We start from the raw sequence: 19,946 nt of genomic DNA on the forward strand, positions 1-19,946 counted from the left end.
GTCTAATCAGTTCCGCAGGGAAGAAATTGTGCTGCGTCAGAGAGGGTGTGCAGCAAAGTGGTGTCCTGAGGGTTGCCCATCCATACCGCCAGGGCGGTATAGTTATCCTGCGCATTCCCCTCCTGCTCGCCATTCTTTTGAATGATTTGGTTCATTAAGGTCAGCCACTCCTGTGGCGTATTGACCATGTGCAGCGACTGCTTCATTTGCTCTTCGCTGACGCCGTGCCAGAACCCGTCGGTGCAGAGTAAAAAGGCATCGCCGTCTTCTACCTGCACCACGTCGCTGTAGCTCGCTTCCGGTCCGCCGTTTTCAATTCCCAGCGCCAGATAAAGCAGGTTGCTGTTGAGATCGTCCGTCTGATGCCCGGCATCCTTCATCTGCTGCACCAGACTGTGGTCCGTGGTGACGTGCCACAGCCACCCCCGGCGAAACAGGTACAGGCGGCTGTCGCCGGCATGCGCCCAGTACGCCAGCCCGTAGTCCCGGTCAATGAACAGGCTGACCAGCGTCGTGCCCATCCGGCGATAGTCCTGAACGGCCTGCTGTTCGCTCAGAATGGTGCGATTCGCCGTCTGCACGTAGTCGCGGATATGCTGCGCGTTGAGGTGCTTGTCGCCATCGAAGCGGGAGATAATGCTGTTACGGGCCAGTTCCGCGGCGACTTCACCACCGGGCAGACCCGCGATGCCGTCGCAGACGACAAAGCAGGCCGAGCGTTCCCCTATGGTTTCTCCCGTCTGATCCTGGTTGCTGGCGCGCGTCCCCTGGCGGGAGAGAGAAGCGGTTGCGATATTCATTTGTCTTCCGATCCGCTCTGTGAGTCTTTGTACTGATTCACCTCCATGTCATACGCATGAAGGAAGGCTTCGCCGAACAGGGTGTGGAAGTCATCCTCAATCTCGCCCGCCGTCTCGCCATAGCTACGAACAAAATAGTCCCACAGGGCGGCTTTGCGGCTGCCCGGCAGCGCCAGACGCGAGGTCATGCCGTTTTGCTTCGCCTGCTCCTCCAGCTGTTCCGGGTTAAAGGACTGCAGCATCGCGGCGATGATGGCGCGGATACCGGAGATCATCCCCAGTTGGTGCGCCTGAAGGTCGATCAGCGCGTCGCGCACCGATTTGGTCGGCGGCATAAAGCCCGGCATCGGGGTGCCGAACATCTGAATTAAGACGGTTTTCCCGGTCGGCAACAGCTTGAACGGGTTGTTGGCATCGTCCAGCACCATGGTCATATCGGCTTTTACGCCGCGTTTCAGGATGGAGCGCGACGAGAGCAGCGCCACGGTGCCCTGCGAGAACATGCCGAGAATCTGCCCCAACTGACGCATATTTTCCCGGTCAAACTGCGGAACAGGCTGCATTTCGCTCAGGCCCATACCTTCAAGCAGCGCCTGCAGCAGCTCGCCCTGCAGCACTTCACCCTTCTCGCCATTATTCGGGCTGGCGGTTGGGGATGCCGCGTTATTGACCGGGTCGATGCGCAGGCGCCCCTTCGGTGCCTGAGCACTGCTGCGCGCAACGGCCTGCGGCGTAGGCATGGTGAAGCCTGCGTAATCCGGCCGCGCCGGCTCTTCTTCACGTGGCGTTTCCTGCGGCTCTGGGGCGAACAGCGGAGAATCGGCAAGCACGTCCTCTTCCTGCTCCGGTTCAGGCGTTGGTGCTGGCTTTTCGTCTGCAATATCATCCGGGTGGGTTAACGGTGCTCCGCCCATCAGCCCGAGCGGGTCATCATTGCGCGCGGCTGGCGCGCTGGCCTTTCCACCGAACAGCGCCAGCGGGTCAAGCTCGTCCGCCGCGTCTTCTTTAGGGGCGGGTTGCCCCTCAACCGGCGGCACCAGCGTGGAAGGCGTAACGTCGTCAAAAATGCTCTCTTTTTTGAACAGCGCTTCGTCGCTGAACAGCGTGTCCGGGTCGACGTTCTTGCGCTCAAGCGTTGGATCGCTGTCGTTGAACATCGCCAACGGATCTTCGGCATTACGCTCCGGCGCGGCGGGCTGGGAGAAGGGATCCTGTGAGGCCGCAGGCTGCGGTTTTGCGCGGTTGCTGGAGATGCTGTCGGAGATGGAGAACTCCTGCATCAGGCTGTCCCAGATTTCGGAAGGCACGGCGGTCGGTTCCGCCTTCCCGCGTGGCGCGGGGTTAGCAGGCTTCGCTTGCGCTGCGGGCGCAGCGGGTGCGGCTGTCGGACGCGCCTGCTGCTGCATGCTGGCCGCCATACGGCTCACCGGCTGTGTGTCGTGGATCAGTTCGGTCACTTCGATACGGTAGTCATCAATACCGAGAATGTCGCCATCCTGCAGTTCAACCTGACGTCCGCGCTCCAGCGGAATATCGTTTAATACCACGCGGGTGACGCTCCCACGGTTGGTGACACGGCATTCGCCCTGAGCGTCAACGTGGACAATGGCCTGCAGACGCGAGATGGTGCGGTCATTGTCCGGTAATACCAGATTGTTATCCGTACCGCGCCCAATGGTGCCGCCCGGGGCATAAAAATCACAGCTGCTTTGCGGCGGCTGATGACCGGGTTTCGTAGAAATAATCGTGAATCGCATGGCGTATTCCTGCTGGTATGATTAGCGCTCAAACGCTGCCGCTCTCGGGAATGAGAACGGCGGGGTTTGGGGGTTAAGAACTGATTAGAGCTATTTGACTAAATTCAGGAAAATAATGCCGATAAGCAGCCATAGTGTAAAAAATAAGGCCTGAATTTTATAGCATCGATGCAGTTTTAATATCCAGCCAATTCTCTCTTCCGGTAAAGCCTGAACGAATTTATAGGCATCATCCTGAACATCTCTGTCTTTGGTAAACTTCATCTTCACGCCTTTGCGAAGACGAACAAACCAGATTATTTTTTGATAATTCGCCAGCGAACCAAAAAATGATGCGGAATTTGTCACCAGATCGAGATCGTAGCCTTTTTGCCTATATTCTGAAAGAAGTAGATTATATTCAGTTTCGTGTCTTTTAAAATAACGAGAACTAACGAGATCCATGATTACGACAATTAAGAATAAAACTACGATCAGAAATAAAAGAATATTTTCTACATTCACCATAGTTTATCCATTACATATTCCGTTGCTCCACCGGCTACTTCGCCACCAACGTATCCACCCGCAGCGGCGCCTACCACGGAACATGCGAGCAACCCTACACCACCTGTTGCCACTCCCAATGCAACACATACGCCAGCGCCAGCCATGGCTCCATATTTTCCGCCATAAATCCCGCCCGCAAGACTTGCACCGAATTGACTGTACTTCTTAACGGCGACTTTGGAGCAATTCTGCTCTCTACCTACTGTACAGGCATCATAAACTTCATTGGTTGTGTTTGCACCAGCGAAGCCGATAGCAAGCCATCCTCCCATTTTCAGGTAACGGGCAGCTTTTGATGCATTGTCTACATATGTTGAATACCCTCGTATCGAGGCAACACCTGCGGTACTCCATTCGTGGACAATTGACCTGCTTGATAAACCTAAAGCGTGCTTGATTTCTTCATAAGGTTTCAGTTTCAGCGTTAGTCTGGAAAGCTTATTTAATAAAACGTCCAGCTCAGAAAAAAGTTTTTGTCTCTCAACAAAAAACTGCTGCCCGATCAATGTCCCTTGCGTTCTGTATTGATTTTGATAAGCCAACTCAATAGCTTTTAATTTCTTTTCTATTTCGCTAAAGTACCTTTCACCCGCATCAGCAACCACCCCGAGGGATTTATCCATAAAATTTGTTAATGCTGCGATGGTATTAAAATGTTTGTTAAAGAAATTGGCCTCATCTGTATTTAGCTCTGACAAGGCTCCATTAACCTTTTGCTTTGCATTTTTTAATTGTTTTAGCTGAACAGTATTCTCAGCACCGGGGGTATTAAGAATTAATATTTGCCCTGGCTTCAACCATGCTGTATCCCTGTTGATTTGCATAAAGTAACGCGCTGCTTCACTATCAGGTTTACTGAACAGAAGTCTGGCTTGGAAATCTAATGTCCCCGCCTGCTGCACAACGCAATAACCCGGGGGAATCATTGATTTTACGCTCATAATTCATTCTCTAAAAAATAAATTAAGCTTTCCGAATAATGACCGGGGATATCTCCCCGGCCATATGCGCAATTACGCTTCTTTGTTTTCTTTGATATTCCAGCCAGCGCTGCTTTCAGCACCTTTACCACCCGACGTGGTCTGCTCCCAGTACTGCTGTTTCACTTTCGCAGCCTGGAATGCATAGGTCACACCCACGGTGTCGCCGTTGTCTGCACCGGTGTACTGAACGGAAGTCACCAGCACATCTTCCAGCGTAATGCGGGAGTATTCCACCTGCTGACCGCCCGCTTTACAGACGGACAGCTCAACTTTAGTCAGGTGTTTACCGCTGGCGCAGTGTTTCAGGATAGCGGTGGTGGATTTGTCGATCAGTGCGTTAACGTGCAGGTCGTTAAAGTTAACTTTACCGGCACCGCCGCCACCGCCAACGCTCATATTACCTGGCTGGGACGCGCCCCAGGAGAAGGAGGTAATGTCAGTCCAGCCGGTGTGGTTAGAATCTTTAGATTCGCCCGTAACACCCTCGACCTTCAGAAACATATCAATAGCCATAATATCTACTCTTCGTGGATGAACAATATTGCTTTCGAAAAAGCCCTTATATGGCAAACAGGAAAGCATGGGGCTGAATAAAACCGTCCATATTTTACCTCTGCCTCATATCAAACGACCCATGTCATTTGACAGTCTTACATTCCCCCTGAATGAAAGGAAAGAATGTGAAGTCTTTTACTCTTGTGGATTATCCTGTAACCAGGTGCGGTCAGGATTTCCGATGATTAACTGAGGTGCAAGTTCGTTAAGTTCGTCGCTGTGATAAAGTCGTAAACAGTTTAAGGTTACGCCTTTGATATCGGGTTTTCGCTCTGAATGAAATCCGTTAATTTGATTTATATATTTCCCAATGAGGACATTCACTTTATCCGTGCCATTTTCGGCATCAAAAGGAATCCATTCAATGAATGCACTCGCACTGCGAGCCGCATCAGCAGAAAACTTACTGCCTTTATCTGCCACCTGCGCAAGGCAGCGCGCCAGAACTAAATCTTTTAAAACCTGCCGGTATGTTTGCTTATGATAAAAATCAGGATAGCTATTTCCGGCATTTACATAAGAAGTCATAAACACGAGGAGATAACCCAAATATTTCATCTGATATCCTTTTCTATATACTCAGTAACACACTGACCAGCATGAGGAACTAACATTTCTCTTTCCGCTTCTCTGCAACAACGTATATACCTATCGCTAATGCATTAAGTCCAGTACATAAGGATCCATGCATTACGATTTGCCGGACATCGTCCGGCCAGTTAAATATAAATAAATAGTAGCCAGATACTGTCACAAATAGCATGAATGAAATAATGAGCAATGTATAACTGATTAAATAGCTGATGAATTTTCTTGTTATCGTTTTTGAAGGTAAATTCATTAGCTATCTCGAATTAACAGTAAAGCTGCCGGCCCCTGCGGGCCGGCAATCGTCATCACGCGTCTTTCGTCTTCAGCGACGGCAGTTTAGAAACCAGACGCAGAGAAACGGTCAGACCTTCCAGCTGGTAGTGTGGACGCAGGAAGAACTTCGCGGCGTAGTAGCCCGGGTTGTCTTCAATCTCCTGCACCTGAACTTCCGCAGCCGCCAGCGGTTTGCGGGACTTGGTCTCCTGGGAGGAGTTAGCCGGGTCACCGTCGACGTAGTTCATCACCCAGTCGTTCAGCCAGCGCTCCATCTCTTCGCGCTCGCGGAAGGAGCCGATTTTGTCGCGCACGATGCACTTCAGGTAGTGGGCAAAGCGGCAGCAGGCGAACAGGTACGGCAGGCGTGATGCCAGGCGCGCGTTGGCGGTCGCATCCGGATCGTGGTACTCCGCCGGTTTTTGCAGGGACTGCGCGCCGATGAAGGCGGCAAAGTCGGAGTTTTTGCGGTGTACCAGCGGCATAAAGCCGTTTTTTGCCAGCTCGGCTTCGCGACGATCGCTGATGGCGATCTCGGTCGGGCACTTCATGTCCACGCCGCCGTCATCGCTCGGGAAGGTATGGCACGGCAGGTTTTCCACCGCCCCGCCGGACTCCACGCCGCGAATCGAGGTGCACCAGCCGTACTCTTTGAAGGAACGGTTGATGTTGGCGGCCATCGCATAGGCCGCGTTCGCCCACGAGTAGCTGTTGTGGTTTGCGCCGTCGGTCTGCTCTTCAAAGTCAAAGCTGTCCACCGGGTTAGTGCGAATGCCGTACGGCAGGCGCGACAGGAAGCGCGGCATCACCAGCCCCAGATAGCGGGCGTCTTCGGATTCACGCAGTGAACGCCAGGCGGCGTATTCGGTGTTCTGGAAGATCTTGGTCAGATCGCGCGGGTTAGCCAGCTCCTGCCAGGACTCCATCTGCATCACGCCCGGCGCGGTACCGGTAATGAACGGACAGTGCGCCGCAGAGCCAATGCGCGCCATTTCCCCCAGCAGCTCAACGTCCTGCGGGCTGTGGTCGAAGTAATAGTCGCCGACGATGCAGCCAAACGGCTCGCCGCCGAACTGACCGTACTCCTGCTCGTAGATTTTCTTGAAGATCGGGCTCTGGTCCCAGCCCACGCCCTTGTAACGTTTCAGGGTGCGGCCCAGCTCCTGCTTGGAGATGCTCATAAAGCGGATCTTCAGCATCTCGTCAGTTTCGGTATTGTTGACCAGGTAGCTCAGGCCGCGCCAGGCGCTCTCCAGCTTCTGAAACTCTTCGTGGTGAATGATCTGGTTCACCTGCTGGGAGAGCTGCTCGTCGATACCGGCAATCAGGTTCTGAATGGTGCGGTAGGTGTCGTTCGAGAAGGTGACGGTATTTTCCAGCGCCTGCTGCGCCAGGGTCTTGACCGCACTCTCCACGGCGGAACGCGCCTGATCGGTTTTCGGGCGGAACTCTTTGTTCAGCAGCGCGCTGAACTCATCCTGGCTGAACGCCTGACCCGCCTGCTGATCGTGTTGTTGAGTCTGGTTGCTCATCGATTATTCCTCGCTACCTTTCGCGCTTTCGTCATTTTTTGGCATCTGGCTCAGGGATTTGAGCAGCGTCGGATCCTGAAGGATTTTTGCGATCAGCTCTTCCGCACCGTTTTTGCCGTCCATGTAGGTCAGCAGGTTAGAGAGCTGCGTGCGCGCCTCCAGCAGCTTGTTCAGCGGCTCGACTTTGCGGGCCACCGCGTCCGGCAGGAAGTCGTCCATGCTGTCGAAGGTCAGATCGACGTTGAGCTTACCTTCGCCGGTCAGGGTGTTATCAACCTGGAACGCCACGCGCGGCTTCAGTGCCTTCATGCGTTCATCGAAGTTATCGATGTCGATTTCCAGGAATTTACGCTCGTCGACGGCTGGCAGGTTTTCCACCGGCTTGCCAACCAGATCGGCCATAACGCCCATCACAAACGGCAGCTGAATTTTGCGTTCTGCACCGTAGATCTCTACGTCGTATTCGATCTGCACGCGGGGAGCACGGTTGCGTGCGATGAATTTCTGTCCACTGTTACTCATTGCCATGATGTTCTCCATCAAAGATGCGCGGTGAAGGTGAAACGGCAGACTCCATGCCTGTCGTCATAATGCCAGGACGCGTCATTCGCGGCGTCCAAAGATGTTTTCCAGTTGGTTAACGCCGTCTGGCGCCAGGTCGCGAATAATGTCCATAAAGTTAAGTTCTGACAGCCGCTGCACCCGTTCAATCATCAGCGGCGCGGGGTGGCTCGGTTCGTACTGCGCAAAGTACTGCTTCGCTTTTTCCAGCATTAGCTGCGCGTCGGCGCGGCTGGTAACCTGCACGCTGCGCCAGTCGGTGACTGGCTGAACGGGCTGCGCTGCCGCAGGCTGCGGCTCAGCGTGCTGTTCAGCCTGCGCTTCACGGTTCGGCAGCAGCTTGCTGATGTCGGTCACCTGACACGCGCTGGCGACCAGCCCCACGGTTTTCAACAGCTGTTCCATTTCCGGTACGCCGCTTTCACCGAGATGCCCGGTGAGCAGCTCGCGGATGGCCAGCAGTCGTTCGTTAATCACAATGACCGCTGTGGTCCCCGGCTGGTCGCCGCGGGCCAGTTCGTCAATCAGTCTTGGACGGCCGCCGGGATAGTCTGGACATTCGGTTTTACTGCCGTCCAGCAGCGCCTGGGCGTCACGCAGCGAAATTTCATCGCCGTTTGAACGCAGCAGCGAGGCGTTACGTACCGCGACGGTGAGCTCGGATTTATCGCTCAGCCCTGCCAGAGCGTTAATGCGATAGAACGGGTCGGTTTCGCCATACTCTTCCAGCAGCGGATAGAGCGGCTCCCAGTAGCGCGCGATAGCTTCCTGCACCAGCAACAGTCCGTCGGCGTAGCCTGCAAGACCGCGACGGCGGGTCCAGGCGTGGGTTAACGCCAGCATCACGCGAAGATCTTTGGTGCGGCTCAGCAGGCTGGTAGCGAATTTTTCTACCGTGTTCCAGTCCGCAGGCTCTGCCGGGATGATGGTGTCGCCAAACTGCTGTTCCGCTTTGCCCTGACTGGCCTGGTTCATCGCCTGGAAATCAGCGTCATATTCCAGATTGTCGCCACAGGGCTTGTCGGGACTTATTGGCGCGAGAAATTCTTCGATATTCATGAGATCCCTGCTTATTCAAACATAGGCGGATAGAGACCGTGACGCCCCGGGCGGGCGCCCCCTGCCGGGTCGAACAGCAGGGTAAAAAGCTGGCCGGTGAAGTTGCCGCTGTGAACGTGGGTGTACAGCGGGTAACCGTCGCAGCGGTTGGTCCACCAGTAGCTGGTCTGACGCAGCGGGTCAAAGCACTCTGCCGCCTGCGGCCAGCCCAGCGTGCTTTGGCCGTCCTCGTCGTAGCCAATGACGTCGAGGATGTCAGAGCGCTTCTGCGGCTCGACGGGCTGCGGCGCCGGAATGGACATCAGCATCTCATCCAGCTGCGAGGCGGAAAAGCTGTTACGCACCGCGTGCAGCCCCAGACGACCAATTTGCTGATACCAGCTCTCCGCCTGGCTGAGCAGGCTGGTCGACCACTCTGACGGGGCGAAGCTCAGCTGAATGCAGACCGGGTACTGTCGGCCAACGCTGTCGCGGCCGGGCAGCAGGCAGCCCATCTGGATCATCTGGCTGCCCAGCATCGGCGGGACGACGAAATTCCAGACCGGAGCTTTGGTGAACTGGCGCTCGCCGCTGCGCTGCTCTTCCTGCTGCCAGGCCAGCAGGCCAACCTGAAACCAGTGCGACCACTGGCGCTGTAAGGTGTCAGGAAAGCGACGCTGCAGGAAATCTCCGGCGCTGGGTAATTTGCCATACCAGCTGTAGCGGTTCATCGCAGGGGTATTCGTCATACGGCTGTCCTTGCGGTTATGGGCATGAAAAACGGGGAAGCTGGAACGGGTTGCGGATGCTGTTCGGCGCAAACTCCAGCGTGACCTGATGTCCGTCGACGTTGAAGGTGGCCTGACGGCTCAGGCTACCCGCGCCCGGACTGGTGCTCGCTTTGTCAAAAAAGCGGTTGAGCGCCCAGGAGCCGTTGGTCACAAGCGTCGCGGTGCTGCCGTTAGCCAGACCCAGCTGCATACGGACCTGGTTGGTGCCGCCCGGCCCCGGCCAGTTCATGATCTGCACCGCCTGCGGACCGTGGCTGTAACGCAGCAGCTGGCCGTCGACATCCAGCGTCAGGTTCAGAATGGTGTTATCCATTCGCACGGTGCGAACCGTCACCTTGAAAGACGGCGTGGTTGCGCCGTTAGCAAAGAAGGCGTCGCGAATCGACTGGGCCTGCTGGAACGGTCTCAGCAGCCCTTCGCTGCCCGGCAGGGTTTTACCGTCGATACCCGGCATAAAGCGCCAGTTTGCCTGCGTCGTATCCACTTTGCTGGTCAGGTTGTCGCGAAAGAAGGTATCCATCAGCCCGGTGCCCGGCGCGAACATGCGGGCGAGATCGTCCGGAGTGACCTCAGTGCTGGCGCTGCGCACCAGCGGGTAGCGACCGGCGATCGCCTGACGGCAGAAACCGCCGACTTCAACGTTGATCCGCTTACGCACGTTTTCCAGATCGCGGCGCTGGGTATCGCTACTGGCCCCCACCGCCATGTTGCTGAACATGGTTTGCAATCCGCCCGGCAGTCGACCGGCGCTGGCCTGCAGACGGCTGATCGCCTCGCCGCCCGGCGCCGGCATACCGCTGTTGGCGGCGTCCTGCACGGCGGTCAGGTAACGATAAAGCTCATCCACCTGCTTGAGAAAATCGTCAAACACGATGGTCTTGCCACCCTTTTCCAGCGGCTGGGCCAGCTCAATCATCGGCGCGTAGTGGTCCGTCACCAGCTGCTCCGGCGCCTGAGTAATCGCGGCAGCCTGCGTCGGGGCATTGTCATTATTGCTGAACAGCGCTTCCAGCGTGCGGGTGGCGCGGTTGCTCTGCGCCTGCGCTTTACCGGCATCTTCCGGTGCCGGGGTATCCCGGGAGAGCGTCAGCACCTGGCTCAGGTTCTGCACCAGACGGCGCAGGGGCGAGTTTGCGCCAGAGAGCAGGCGCGCAGTGTTGATGCGCTGGGAGAGATCGGCGCTGTTGTTAAGCTGGATGTCGGCGAGAAAGCGATCCCAGTTCGCGATAAAGTCGCGCATGTAGAGCTGGCGTACGGCGTTATCGATCTGCTGTTTATCTTCCTGCGCGGTCGCGGCGCCCAGCACCCAGGCGTCGTCTTCATGCAGAGCGGTCGTTACGCTGTCAATCTGGCTGTTAAAGCTTTTCCAGTAACCGTCCGGCGTATAAAGACCCGGCACCCCTTCGCTCACCGGCTTACCGCTTTTACGGGAAAACACCAGCTCGCTCTGTGGCCCGCCCAGGTCGGAAAGGGAGACCGGTTTGAGGTTGTCGTCATGTTCCAGCAGGCGCTTCAGGCGACCGTAGACGCGGGTTGAAAGCGGCTGCTGGTTGATCAGCGCTCTTTCACGCGCCACCAGGGATTCGTCCTGCGCGTACGGCGAGGCCTGAATTTTCGGCTCCAGCAGCTGGGTGAGGTGCCATTCGAGCTGCTGCAGTTGCGCCTTCGTGACGTTTTGCGGCAGGTTGCGCTGCAGGTTGAGCATCACCCAGGAGTGCAGGAATTTGCCGTCGTAGTGCTTCGGCTGATAGAGCATCTGATAGGCTTTCAGCGCCTCGTAGCTGTACTCCACGTCGCTGCCGTTATCGTTGCGCAGCCAGGTGGTGATGTGCATAGCAACGGCGGGCAACAGCAGCTGATCCAGCGCCTTCTGGTACAGGGACTGCGAAGCATCGCTGACGTCATCCCCACGGTAAAGCCCCATGCGGCGGGAGACTGGCGGATCGTTGACATCAAACGCGTCGCTTTTCGGCAGGTCCACCAGGCCATTCAGCAACGGCAGCAGATCGAACAGGTCACGCTGCGGCTGGTTCTGCAACGCTTTGCTCTGCTGGTCCAGCAGTGGCACCTTCGCATCCACCTCTTCCAGATAGGCCTTGTTTTTAGCATAGCTGGTCAGCCACAGCCCGCCGAGGATCGCCAGCAGGGCCAGCAGCGCCACGTAGCCGGACCAGATCACCGCCCGGTTGCGCAGTTCCCACCAGCGGTTTTCCCCGGCGATCCCGGCTTCCTGGAAAATAACGTTTTGCAGCAGGTTCTTGATGAAGAAACTCTGGCCCTTCGCGCCCGGGATTGGGGCTTCTTTACTGACCGAATCCCAGTTATCGCGCTCTGCCCCTTCCGGCAGGGAGAGCGCGCGGTTCAGTTCGCCCATTACGCGGTCAAACGGCATGCCTTCCTGCGTCCCGCTGGCGAAGTAGATCCCGCGCGGGGAGAACTCAGTTTCGAAGTTGGAGCGCGCAAAGACCGTGCTCAGGTAGTCCGCCAGCAGCGGACGCAGCGCGGCGAACTCCTGCGGGAAGAGATACGCTTCGGCGCGGGTTTTCGCGTCATGCTCTTTGAGCATGGTTTCCGGCAGCCCGGCATCAAGACGCTGCTGTAACAGAGAAAATTCCTGCTGGAAGTTGCCCATCAGGTCGTAATCGGCGTGTTTGGTCTGCTCCCACGGCAGCGTGAAGCCCCAGATCTGGTCGCGCTGCGCTTTATCGTAGTCGGCAAACCAGGCGCGGAAGCCTTTAAGCAGGTCGGCCTTGGTCACCATCACGTACACCGGGAAGCGGATACCCAGCTGTTCATGCAGCTCGGACAGGCGCTGGCGCAGGTTCACCGCCTGCTGGCGGGACGCCTCGGGAGACTGGGTCAGCAGGTCCGAAATGCTGATCGTGACGATGACGCCGTTGATCGGCTGGCGGCGACGGTACTTGCGCAGTAGCCCCATGAACTGCAGCCACTCACCGGCATCCTGTGCCTGCTCGCTCTCCTGGGTGGTATAGCGACCCGCGGTGTCCAGCAGCACGGCCTCGTTGGTGAACCACCAGTCGCAGTTGCGCGTGCCGCCAATACCGCGCAGCGCGGTCTTACCAAAACGGTCGGCCAGCGGGAACTGCAGCCCGGAGTTCACCAGCGCCGTGGTTTTACCGGAGCCCGGCGCGCCGATAATGACGTACCACGGCAGTTGATAGAGATATTGCGTGCTGAAGCGCTGGGTCCACTGAGCGCCCTGGCCCGCTTTGCTGAAGTGCGCTTTTTTAAGCATCTGCGCGGCTTCATCAAAACGGCTGGCGAGGATCTGCTCCTCACTGTTCAGGCGCTGCTGCGGATCCGCCGCCTCCGGGCTGGTGGTGTTCTCGTTGAGCTTGTCCATCAGCTTGCGGTTCAACCAGGCGTTATAAAGGCGCGGCAGAATATGGCCCTGCGCCCACAGCAGGTAGACCACGGCGATACTGATGATGCGGTTCTGTTCGGATTCGAGCGGTCGGGTGTCCACGATGGACAGCAGAGGGCCAATCATCCAGATCACCGCCGCCAGCGCCGTTACGCCGAGGAAGCTCCACAGAATGCGGTTGGTCAGAATGGAAAGAAGTGTAGTCAGCATCCTTAGTTTCCTTGCGGCAATCCGTTCAGCTCGGCCTGGGTGTTTTCAGGCGACACCAGCAGAGTAATTTCCACACGGCGGTTACGGGCGCGGTTTTCCGGCGTCGTGTTCGGCGCCACCGGGTTAATCTCGCCCCGCCCTTCCGCCTTCACGCGGCCAGGCTGAGAGAGGCTTCCCTGCAGCATTTTCTGTACGGAGCGCGCGCGTTCCAGTGAGAGCTCGTAGTTAGAGGCAAAGCGCGCACTGCGGATCGGCACGTTATCGCTGTAGCCCACCACCAGAATTTTGCCGCTGACGTTGTTCATCGCCTGCGCAATGCGGTTGATGACCGGTTCATAGCGGTCGCGCACGACGGTCGAGGCGGAGGCAAACAGCCCGTCGCCCTTCAGGATCACGACGCTGCGATCTGCCTGGTCTTTTACCGCCACCAGGCCCGCCTCAATTTCAGGCTTCAGGAAGCCGCGCAGGTTAAGCACCGCGGGCAGCTGACGCGCCGGCTGCTGGATGGTGGTTTCCGGCAGCTGGGACTGATAAATCTTCGCCAGCACCGGGTTGGTGTTGTCGCCAAGGCGCCAGTTAAGCACGATATAAAACAGGCAGGCGATAAACCCGGCCAGCGCTACGCAGGCCCACAGGGGAACCATCGGCCGCCAGAGCTTGCGCAGCACCGGACGATCTTCCGGATGGGGAGAAAGCGGCGGCGGATAGCTGCCGCGCACGCCGCGGATCATTTGCCACAGCCGCTGCTTGATGGTTTCAAGCTGGGTGCGGCCATTGTCCAGCACCCGATAGCGCCCCTCGAAGCCGAGCAGCAGGCAGTAGTTGATCATCTCCAGCAGCAGGATATGCTCGCGCGGGTTCTGCGACAGGCGCGCCAGCAGCTGGAAGAACTTTTCGCCGCCCCAGGTTTCGTTATGGAACGTTACCAGCAGGCCATTGCTGGACCAGACGCCGCTGCTGCCCCAGGGAGTCAGCGCGGCGGCCTCGTCCAGCGCCGTGCACAGGCAGTAGCGCGCCCCGACGATCACTTCGTAGGGCAGCCCCGCCTGCTGGCAGCGGACTTCAAAACGGCGAATCTCATCGATCAGGCGCTGGCGTAACGCCACCTGATCGTCATGTGATACCGAATGACGGATCTGCGGAATCGCGTTGAGCAGCGGATTGGCGGCCGCCACCAGCTGATTGTTGCTACTGGCTCCGGTAAACGCGGCATCACTGCCGCTATCCTGTCGTTCCTGCATATTAAGCGCTCGCTTTATTATTCTGTCGGGCTACGGATGGCCCAAAACTCCATATCCAGCCCCGGGAACTCCCCTGCAAGGTGCAGGGCGAATGCGCCGGACTTATCCATCTCGTGCCACAGCTCGCTGCCCTTCTCCAGCTCGAAGTAGCTGTAGCCGGCATGCCACGGGATCTGCGGCGGTGCGACCGGCATGGCGCGCAGCATAATGCCCGGCAGCTGCAGCTGAACCAGATCGCGAATTTTCGAGACCGGGGCAATTTTCATCTGCGCCGGGAAGTGGGTTTGCAGGTGTTCGCCCGGCACGTTGGCTTTCACCGCCAGCACGAAGCCAAATTCGCGCACCATGCTGGTTTCAGGAACAGTGGCGATGTTCAGGCCATGCGAGCGCTCGTTAAGCGGCAGCTGAATGGCGTGGTCTTCCATCACCAGCGACAGCCCCTGGCGCAGCATCAGCATCAGCTTGCTGAAGCAGTTCGCCAGATCGTCGTGATCGTAGATCGGCAGCACGCTCTCGGTGGTGCGCTGCGACGTCCAGGTCGTGAGCTCGGTGGCAAACGGCAGCCAGCTGCGCCAGAGCGTTTCCGGGTGCAGCAGCGGCAGCGTTTTTAAATGTGAAACTTCGCCCAGATGACGGTTCACGAGCGAAAGCAGCGTAAATTCAATCAGTTCAGAGGTGTTAAAGCGGCCAGGCTGACGCAGGCGGCCGCCAATCTGCTGGCTGCGCTGCACCAGCAAACCGTGCAGATCGTTGATCATGCTGTAGATCTGCGGGCTGTTATTGGCGTTCAGCATCGGCGGGATGTAGCTGTTATCCAGCCGCACGTGGTTGTCGTTGCGTTTTTCAGTCACAAACGCCACGCCGATGGATGTCCATTCTGCCGTGAGGTCTTTTTCCAGCATCAGCGTCAGGCGCAGGCGGCCAAACTGGACGGTGGCATCCCCCACCGACATGGCGTTATCGTCCTCCACCTCCTGCTCAAACGCGACGAAGCGGGCCAGCGAGGCAGGCTCTTCGCTGAAAATCACCTCTTCCCGCTCGCCACGACGAACCGGCAGCGCGAGCACCACCTTTTCGTTGGTGAGATTGTCAGGAATTTTTAGCGGCGCGGGACCATTGCGTCCGTTGCGGACCTGGAAAAAGGTGCCGTCCGGCAGTAACCCGCTGCAGTAGCTCAGGGCAATGCAGCCCTGGCGAAGCATCGCTTCGTCCAGTTCTACGTCGAGAAAGCCCCAGAGATAGGAACGCTGCAGCGCACCCCACTCACGAACATGGTTGAGCAGATAACTTTCAGTCCGCTGAAAATGGTGTGGACGCAGGAACATGCCTTCGGTCCAGACGACCTTTTCTGCTTTGGTCATGATGATGTGTTTCCTGTTGTGAAGCGCGTTACTGGCTGATGACCCGAATGCCGTTTACGTCGAGAAAAACGTTGGCCTGGAGTTCATCCGCGGACCATTTCCAGAACTGGTAGATATGATTTTCGCCTGGCACAGGCAGCGGGAGTGAAACGCGCCATTTTTTACCGTCCAGCTTCTGATATTCCGCCATCACGCCGATATAACGCGCCTCAGGATCGCTCTGACCGCTGAGGGTTTTGGACAGCTGTCCCGGCATCAGGAAGAAAACGTCGCTGTTCAGCAGATTCGCGCCAAGCGTTGCTGACGCGTTGTTCTGCAGGGAATAGAAGTCGCTGGACATGAAATCCGCATCGGATTTCAACAACAGCACCCGGACTTTAAGTGGCGCAGAATCATTGATTTGTGGATGAGCCTGAAACTGCAGATTGTAGCGGGAAGGGTCGCTGTGTGAAGACGACGTACAACCACTGACAAGGGCGAAAATCGCCGCGTAAAAGACTAACCACAGCCGATGAAACTTTTTATTATTCATAAAAATACGCCCACGAAAGCCGTTTAGTTCAGGATCCAGGTACCGTTAGCGCTGTCTTTGCAGGCTTTGCTGTTGCCATCCACATCGACGCAGGTCGCTTTTTTACGCACCTTAGGACGAATGGCCTGTTTGCGGACGGTGGCTTCGTACTGGTCGGCTTTGATAACGGCACGCATCGGGACGTAGCCAATCAGCTGGTCGTTCCCCTCATCGGCGAGCGCCATCCAGTAGTGTTCAACCTGCCCCAGCACTACATAGGTTTTTCCGGTTTCCAGCGTACGGATAACCTTTCCGCCAAAATCAGGACGGCTCATCAGGGAGGCCGGGTACATGGCACGATAAGGCTCGTTGAGCTGGGCGAATTCCGTTGGCGGCACCACGGCGTGACGGTGGGTCAGGGTGACACCGTTGACCTGGCTGGTCACGATCGTGTCGTCGGTGATTGCCGGTTTCTGTGGCGCTTTACAGCCCGCCACCGCCATTACAAACAGAAGTGAAAACAGTACGCGCATTTTCATATGCTTTTCCGTAGCGATATTTTGATGATGGAGATAAGGGGATGAAATTTGACTTAGGTGCTATTGTTAAAATAGTCAGGATAATTTCGGGGTGTTACTAATTTAAAGGCATAGCTACCGCACGAGCCCTTCAGAATAAGGCCCAGCGTCTTCCTGACATATTTTGACAAACGGTAAACAAGTTTACATGAGCTTTGCTTCAATTCAATATTTACCGCAGCGTAAGTGGTGGTAATTGAAGCAGCCAAAACATTATAGGATTAATCTGATAAAAAAACCCGACATGGCCTGGATCTACTTATTTCAACACCTGCTAATGATATAACACGCTGTTATTAAAGCATAAAATTCAAAAGAGAACGGATTTCATTAACGCAATAATGCTATTATCGCCACTACCATAATTAGTAGAAATGTCGTTTTGGTGATATCAGAAGAAGATATCGACGATGAATTATTTGTTGCACTAACAGGGTATGTTTAATATTGCCGCATCACCTGACGACACCATCGCTATTTAACTTATTGACTGCGCCTTTAATTTCACGACTCAAAATAACTTATATTTCATGTTGTGATAATAACCCTGTAAGTGATTATACATTTCCATTAATCATTAAGCCTGAGTAAACTTTCTCGTCACTATTTCGAATACCGACGTTGCTACAGCGCCTGTCAGCCACCATGTTTCCACTTTTGAGCGGCCGTATCTTTCATTCGAAATTTTACCTGCGCTACATGCTTTCTCTCTCGACGCTATCTATCCTGCCTACCGGATGATAGATACAATTTATTATTAAAATGATAAAATTTCGTTATAATTTCTTTAAATAGTTGCATGCCAACATTTTTAACTCATTGTTATAAAGATAATTACAGGCAAGAGCCGTAACTCGACCGCGTGGATTTCCATCTCCGCCAGTCATTGCTTTTGCTTATTACCCAGCCGTTGCGCGACCAAACACGTCAGGAGTCAGTATGAACACGAAAAGACGCTCAGTTCCCGGTATCAGACACTACGATGGTCCTGCCGGCGGCTGGGGCGCGTTGAAGGCGACGGCCATTGCGGTACGTACCCAAATGGATACCCTGGACGCTCCCGCGACGCTGCTGCGCACCAACCAGCCGGACGGTTTTGACTGCCCCGGCTGCGCGTGGCCCGATAAAGAGCACAAGTCGACATTCCAGTTCTGCGAGAACGGCGCGAAAGCGGTGACCTGGGAAGCGACCAGTAAGCGCGTGACGCCCGATTTTCTGGCGGAAAACAGCGTCTCCTCGCTGCTGGCTAAATCAGACTTTGAGCTGGAAGGTTACGGTCGTCTGACGCATCCGCTGCGCTATGACCGGGCCAGCGATACCTTCCGGCCCGTCGACTGGGACGAAGCGTTTCAACGCATCGGGGAAATATTGCGCGGGCTCGAACCGGACCAGGTCGAGTTCTATACTTCCGGGCGCGCCTCCAACGAAGCGGCGTATCTGTTCCAGCTGTTCGCCCGCGAGTACGGCACCAATAATTTCCCGGACTGCTCGAATATGTGTCACGAGGCCACCAGCGTCGGCTTGCCGCGCTCCATCGGAATTGGGAAAGGCACCGTCTCGCTGGACGATTTCGACAAGACTGAGCTGGTGATCTCCATCGGTCACAACCCCGGCACCAACCATCCGCGAATGATGGGTACCCTGCACGAGCTGGCGCGTCGCAATGTGCCGATTATCGTTTTCAACCCGCTGCGCGAGCGCGCCCTCGAACGTTTTGCCGACCCGCAAAGCGTGATTGAAATGGCAACCTATGGCTCTACGGACATCGCCTCTACCTACTTCCAGGTGAAGGCCGGGGGCGATGCCGCCGCGCTGAAAGGCATTGCTAAACACCTTCTGGAGATGGAGGCCGAACGCGGTGACGTGCTTGACCGCGCGTTTATTGCAGAACACACCCGGGGTATTGAAGATTTTGCCGCCGATATCGCGCAGACCCGTTGGGACGACATTGAGCGCGAGTCGGGGCTCAGCCAGGCGGCGCTCAAAAAGGTGGCCGAGGCCTATGCCAAATCAAACGCCACCATCATTACTTACGGAATGGGGATTACCCAGCACAATAAAGGCACGGCGAACGTCCGCCTGATTGCTGACCTGCTGCTTCTGCGCGGGAATATCGGCAAGCCCGGCGCGGGGATCTGCCCCCTGCGCGGCCACTCTAACGTTCAGGGGAACCGGACCGTCGGGATTAGCGAGAAGCCTGCCCCGGCCTTCCTGAACCGCCTGAAAGAGGTGTTTGGCTTTGAGCCCCCTTCCCGTCACGGACACGATGCGGTGCAGGCGACGCAGGCCATGATCGACGGTCGCGCAAAAGCGCTCATTTGCCTCGGCGGTAACTTTGCCGTCGCGATGCCCGACCACGAGAACGGTTTCCCGGCGATGGGTAACCTGGATCTGAGCGTGCACGTCGGGACCAAGCTGAACCGTACCCATCTGCTGGTGGGCAAAGAGACCTTTATTTTCCCGTGTCTCGGCCGCACGGAGCTGGATATGCAGGCCACCGGCCGTCAGTCCATCACCGTCGAAGACTCCATGTCGATGGTGCATGCTTCCTCCGGCAAGCTGAAACCCGCCTCGCCGTTGCTCCGTTCGGAGCCTGCCATCGTCGCTGGCCTCGCAAAGGCTACCCTGCCGGAAACACGCGTGGACTGGCTGACGCTGGTCGAGGATTACGACCGCATCCGCGATTTGATCGAGCAGACCATTCCGGGCTTTGAGAACTACAATGCGCGGATCCGTGTTCCCGGCGGCTTCCGCATGCCGCTGCCTCCGACACAGCGTATCTGGCCGACCGCAACGGGCAAAGCGATGTTCTCGGTTTTCGACGGCGTACAGGAAAACGCCAGCGGTGAAGGCGAGCATGTGCTGCGCCTGATCACGCTGCGCAGCCACGATCAGTACAACACCACCATTTACGCCCTGGACGATCGCTACCGTGGCGTATTTGGCCGCCGCGACGTGCTGTTTATGAACGAAGAAGATATGGCGCAGTCAGGGCTGGAACACGGCGATCGCGTGGATATCGAAACCGCCCTCCCCGGCAGCGCACAGCGGCTGGAAGATATTACGGTGGTGGCGTACAACATCGCCCCGGGCTCCGTCGGCGCGTATTACCCGGAGGCCAACGTGCTGGTGCCGCTCGATTATCTCGATAAGGACAGCGGTACGCCGTCGTATAAATCGGTTCCGGTTCGCATTACCCTGCGCTCGAAAGAGATCCGCATGCTGTAAGG

At 56.6% G+C, this 19,946-nt stretch carries 16 protein-coding genes; 1 reads left to right on the forward strand and 15 read right to left on the reverse strand.

From position 1 onward, the window contains the following. Positions 1-2: 2 nt before the first annotated feature. The 15 genes from ACMGGH_RS19010 to ACMGGH_RS19080 all read right to left on the reverse strand — a co-directional run bounded on the left by ACMGGH_RS19010 (position 3) and on the right by ACMGGH_RS19080 (position 16,677). Positions 3-800, reverse strand: a complete 798-nt coding sequence (locus ACMGGH_RS19010) for a PP2C family protein-serine/threonine phosphatase (RefSeq protein ID WP_023336024.1) — start codon at positions 798-800, stop codon at positions 3-5. Continuing rightward, complete coding sequence (gene tagH, locus ACMGGH_RS19015; RefSeq protein WP_028013489.1) at positions 797-2,557, reverse strand: type VI secretion system-associated FHA domain protein TagH; 1,761 nt, start codon at positions 2,555-2,557, stop codon at positions 797-799. The genes ACMGGH_RS19010 and tagH overlap by 4 nt, the downstream gene beginning before the upstream one ends. Before the next feature lie 90 nt (positions 2,558-2,647). Beyond that, positions 2,648-3,064, reverse strand: a complete 417-nt coding sequence (locus ACMGGH_RS19020; protein WP_082697304.1) for a hypothetical protein — start codon at positions 3,062-3,064, stop codon at positions 2,648-2,650. Next, positions 3,058-4,047, reverse strand: a complete 990-nt coding sequence (locus tag ACMGGH_RS19025; RefSeq protein ID WP_232948567.1) for a hypothetical protein — start codon at positions 4,045-4,047, stop codon at positions 3,058-3,060. The genes ACMGGH_RS19020 and ACMGGH_RS19025 overlap by 7 nt, the downstream gene beginning before the upstream one ends. Before the next feature lie 72 nt (positions 4,048-4,119). Beyond that, positions 4,120-4,602, reverse strand: coding sequence for an Hcp family type VI secretion system effector (locus tag ACMGGH_RS19030; protein ID WP_008502640.1), 483 nt, complete (start codon positions 4,600-4,602; stop codon positions 4,120-4,122). 177 nt (positions 4,603-4,779) lie between these two features. Further along, positions 4,780-5,202: a T6SS amidase immunity protein Tai4 family protein gene (locus tag ACMGGH_RS19035; RefSeq protein WP_232948566.1), complete on the reverse strand. Its 423-nt coding sequence runs from the start codon at positions 5,200-5,202 to the stop codon at positions 4,780-4,782. A gap of 338 nt (positions 5,203-5,540) precedes the next feature. Further along, the gene (tssC, locus tag ACMGGH_RS19040; protein ID WP_006810956.1) at positions 5,541-7,040 is read right to left on the reverse strand and encodes a type VI secretion system contractile sheath large subunit; all 1,500 of its coding nucleotides are present in this window, start codon (positions 7,038-7,040) and stop codon (positions 5,541-5,543) included. 3 nt (positions 7,041-7,043) lie between these two features. After that, positions 7,044-7,568, reverse strand: a complete 525-nt coding sequence (tssB, locus tag ACMGGH_RS19045; protein ID WP_022648413.1) for a type VI secretion system contractile sheath small subunit — start codon at positions 7,566-7,568, stop codon at positions 7,044-7,046. 75 nt (positions 7,569-7,643) lie between these two features. Then, positions 7,644-8,660 (reverse strand): type VI secretion system protein TssA, encoded by a 1,017-nt coding sequence (gene tssA, locus ACMGGH_RS19050; RefSeq protein ID WP_192971780.1) that lies wholly within the window; start codon positions 8,658-8,660, stop codon positions 7,644-7,646. Positions 8,661-8,671: 11 nt separating this feature from the next. After that, the gene (tagF, locus tag ACMGGH_RS19055) at positions 8,672-9,388 is read right to left on the reverse strand and encodes a type VI secretion system-associated protein TagF (protein ID WP_028013492.1); all 717 of its coding nucleotides are present in this window, start codon (positions 9,386-9,388) and stop codon (positions 8,672-8,674) included. Positions 9,389-9,404: 16 nt separating this feature from the next. Beyond that, on the reverse strand, positions 9,405-13,025 hold the full coding sequence (tssM, locus tag ACMGGH_RS19060; RefSeq protein ID WP_232948565.1) for a type VI secretion system membrane subunit TssM: 3,621 nt from the start codon (positions 13,023-13,025) through the stop codon (positions 9,405-9,407). 2 nt (positions 13,026-13,027) lie between these two features. After that, positions 13,028-14,266 carry a DotU family type VI secretion system protein gene (locus ACMGGH_RS19065; protein ID WP_028013493.1) on the reverse strand — a complete coding sequence of 413 codons (1,239 nt, stop codon included), beginning with the start codon at positions 14,264-14,266 and terminating at the stop codon, positions 13,028-13,030. A gap of 17 nt (positions 14,267-14,283) precedes the next feature. After that, positions 14,284-15,627 carry a type VI secretion system baseplate subunit TssK gene (gene tssK, locus ACMGGH_RS19070; protein ID WP_041909533.1) on the reverse strand — a complete coding sequence of 448 codons (1,344 nt, stop codon included), beginning with the start codon at positions 15,625-15,627 and terminating at the stop codon, positions 14,284-14,286. A 28-nt stretch (positions 15,628-15,655) separates the two neighbouring features. Continuing rightward, entirely contained in the window at positions 15,656-16,159 is a 504-nt protein-coding gene (gene tssJ / locus ACMGGH_RS19075; RefSeq protein WP_028013495.1) for a type VI secretion system lipoprotein TssJ, read from the reverse strand. Between the two features lie 23 nt (positions 16,160-16,182). Then, complete coding sequence (locus tag ACMGGH_RS19080; RefSeq protein ID WP_048960692.1) at positions 16,183-16,677, reverse strand: hypothetical protein; 495 nt, start codon at positions 16,675-16,677, stop codon at positions 16,183-16,185. 978 nt (positions 16,678-17,655) lie between these two features. On the opposite strand from ACMGGH_RS19080, the gene ACMGGH_RS19085 reads away from it, so the two are divergent. Next, complete coding sequence (locus ACMGGH_RS19085; RefSeq protein WP_100170107.1) at positions 17,656-19,944, forward strand: FdhF/YdeP family oxidoreductase; 2,289 nt, start codon at positions 17,656-17,658, stop codon at positions 19,942-19,944. Positions 19,945-19,946 lie beyond the last annotated feature (2 nt).

Source organism: Enterobacter sp. BNK-16 (genome assembly GCF_048684955.1).
In the GTDB taxonomy this organism is placed as follows: Bacteria; Pseudomonadota; Gammaproteobacteria; order Enterobacterales; family Enterobacteriaceae; genus Enterobacter; species Enterobacter bugandensis.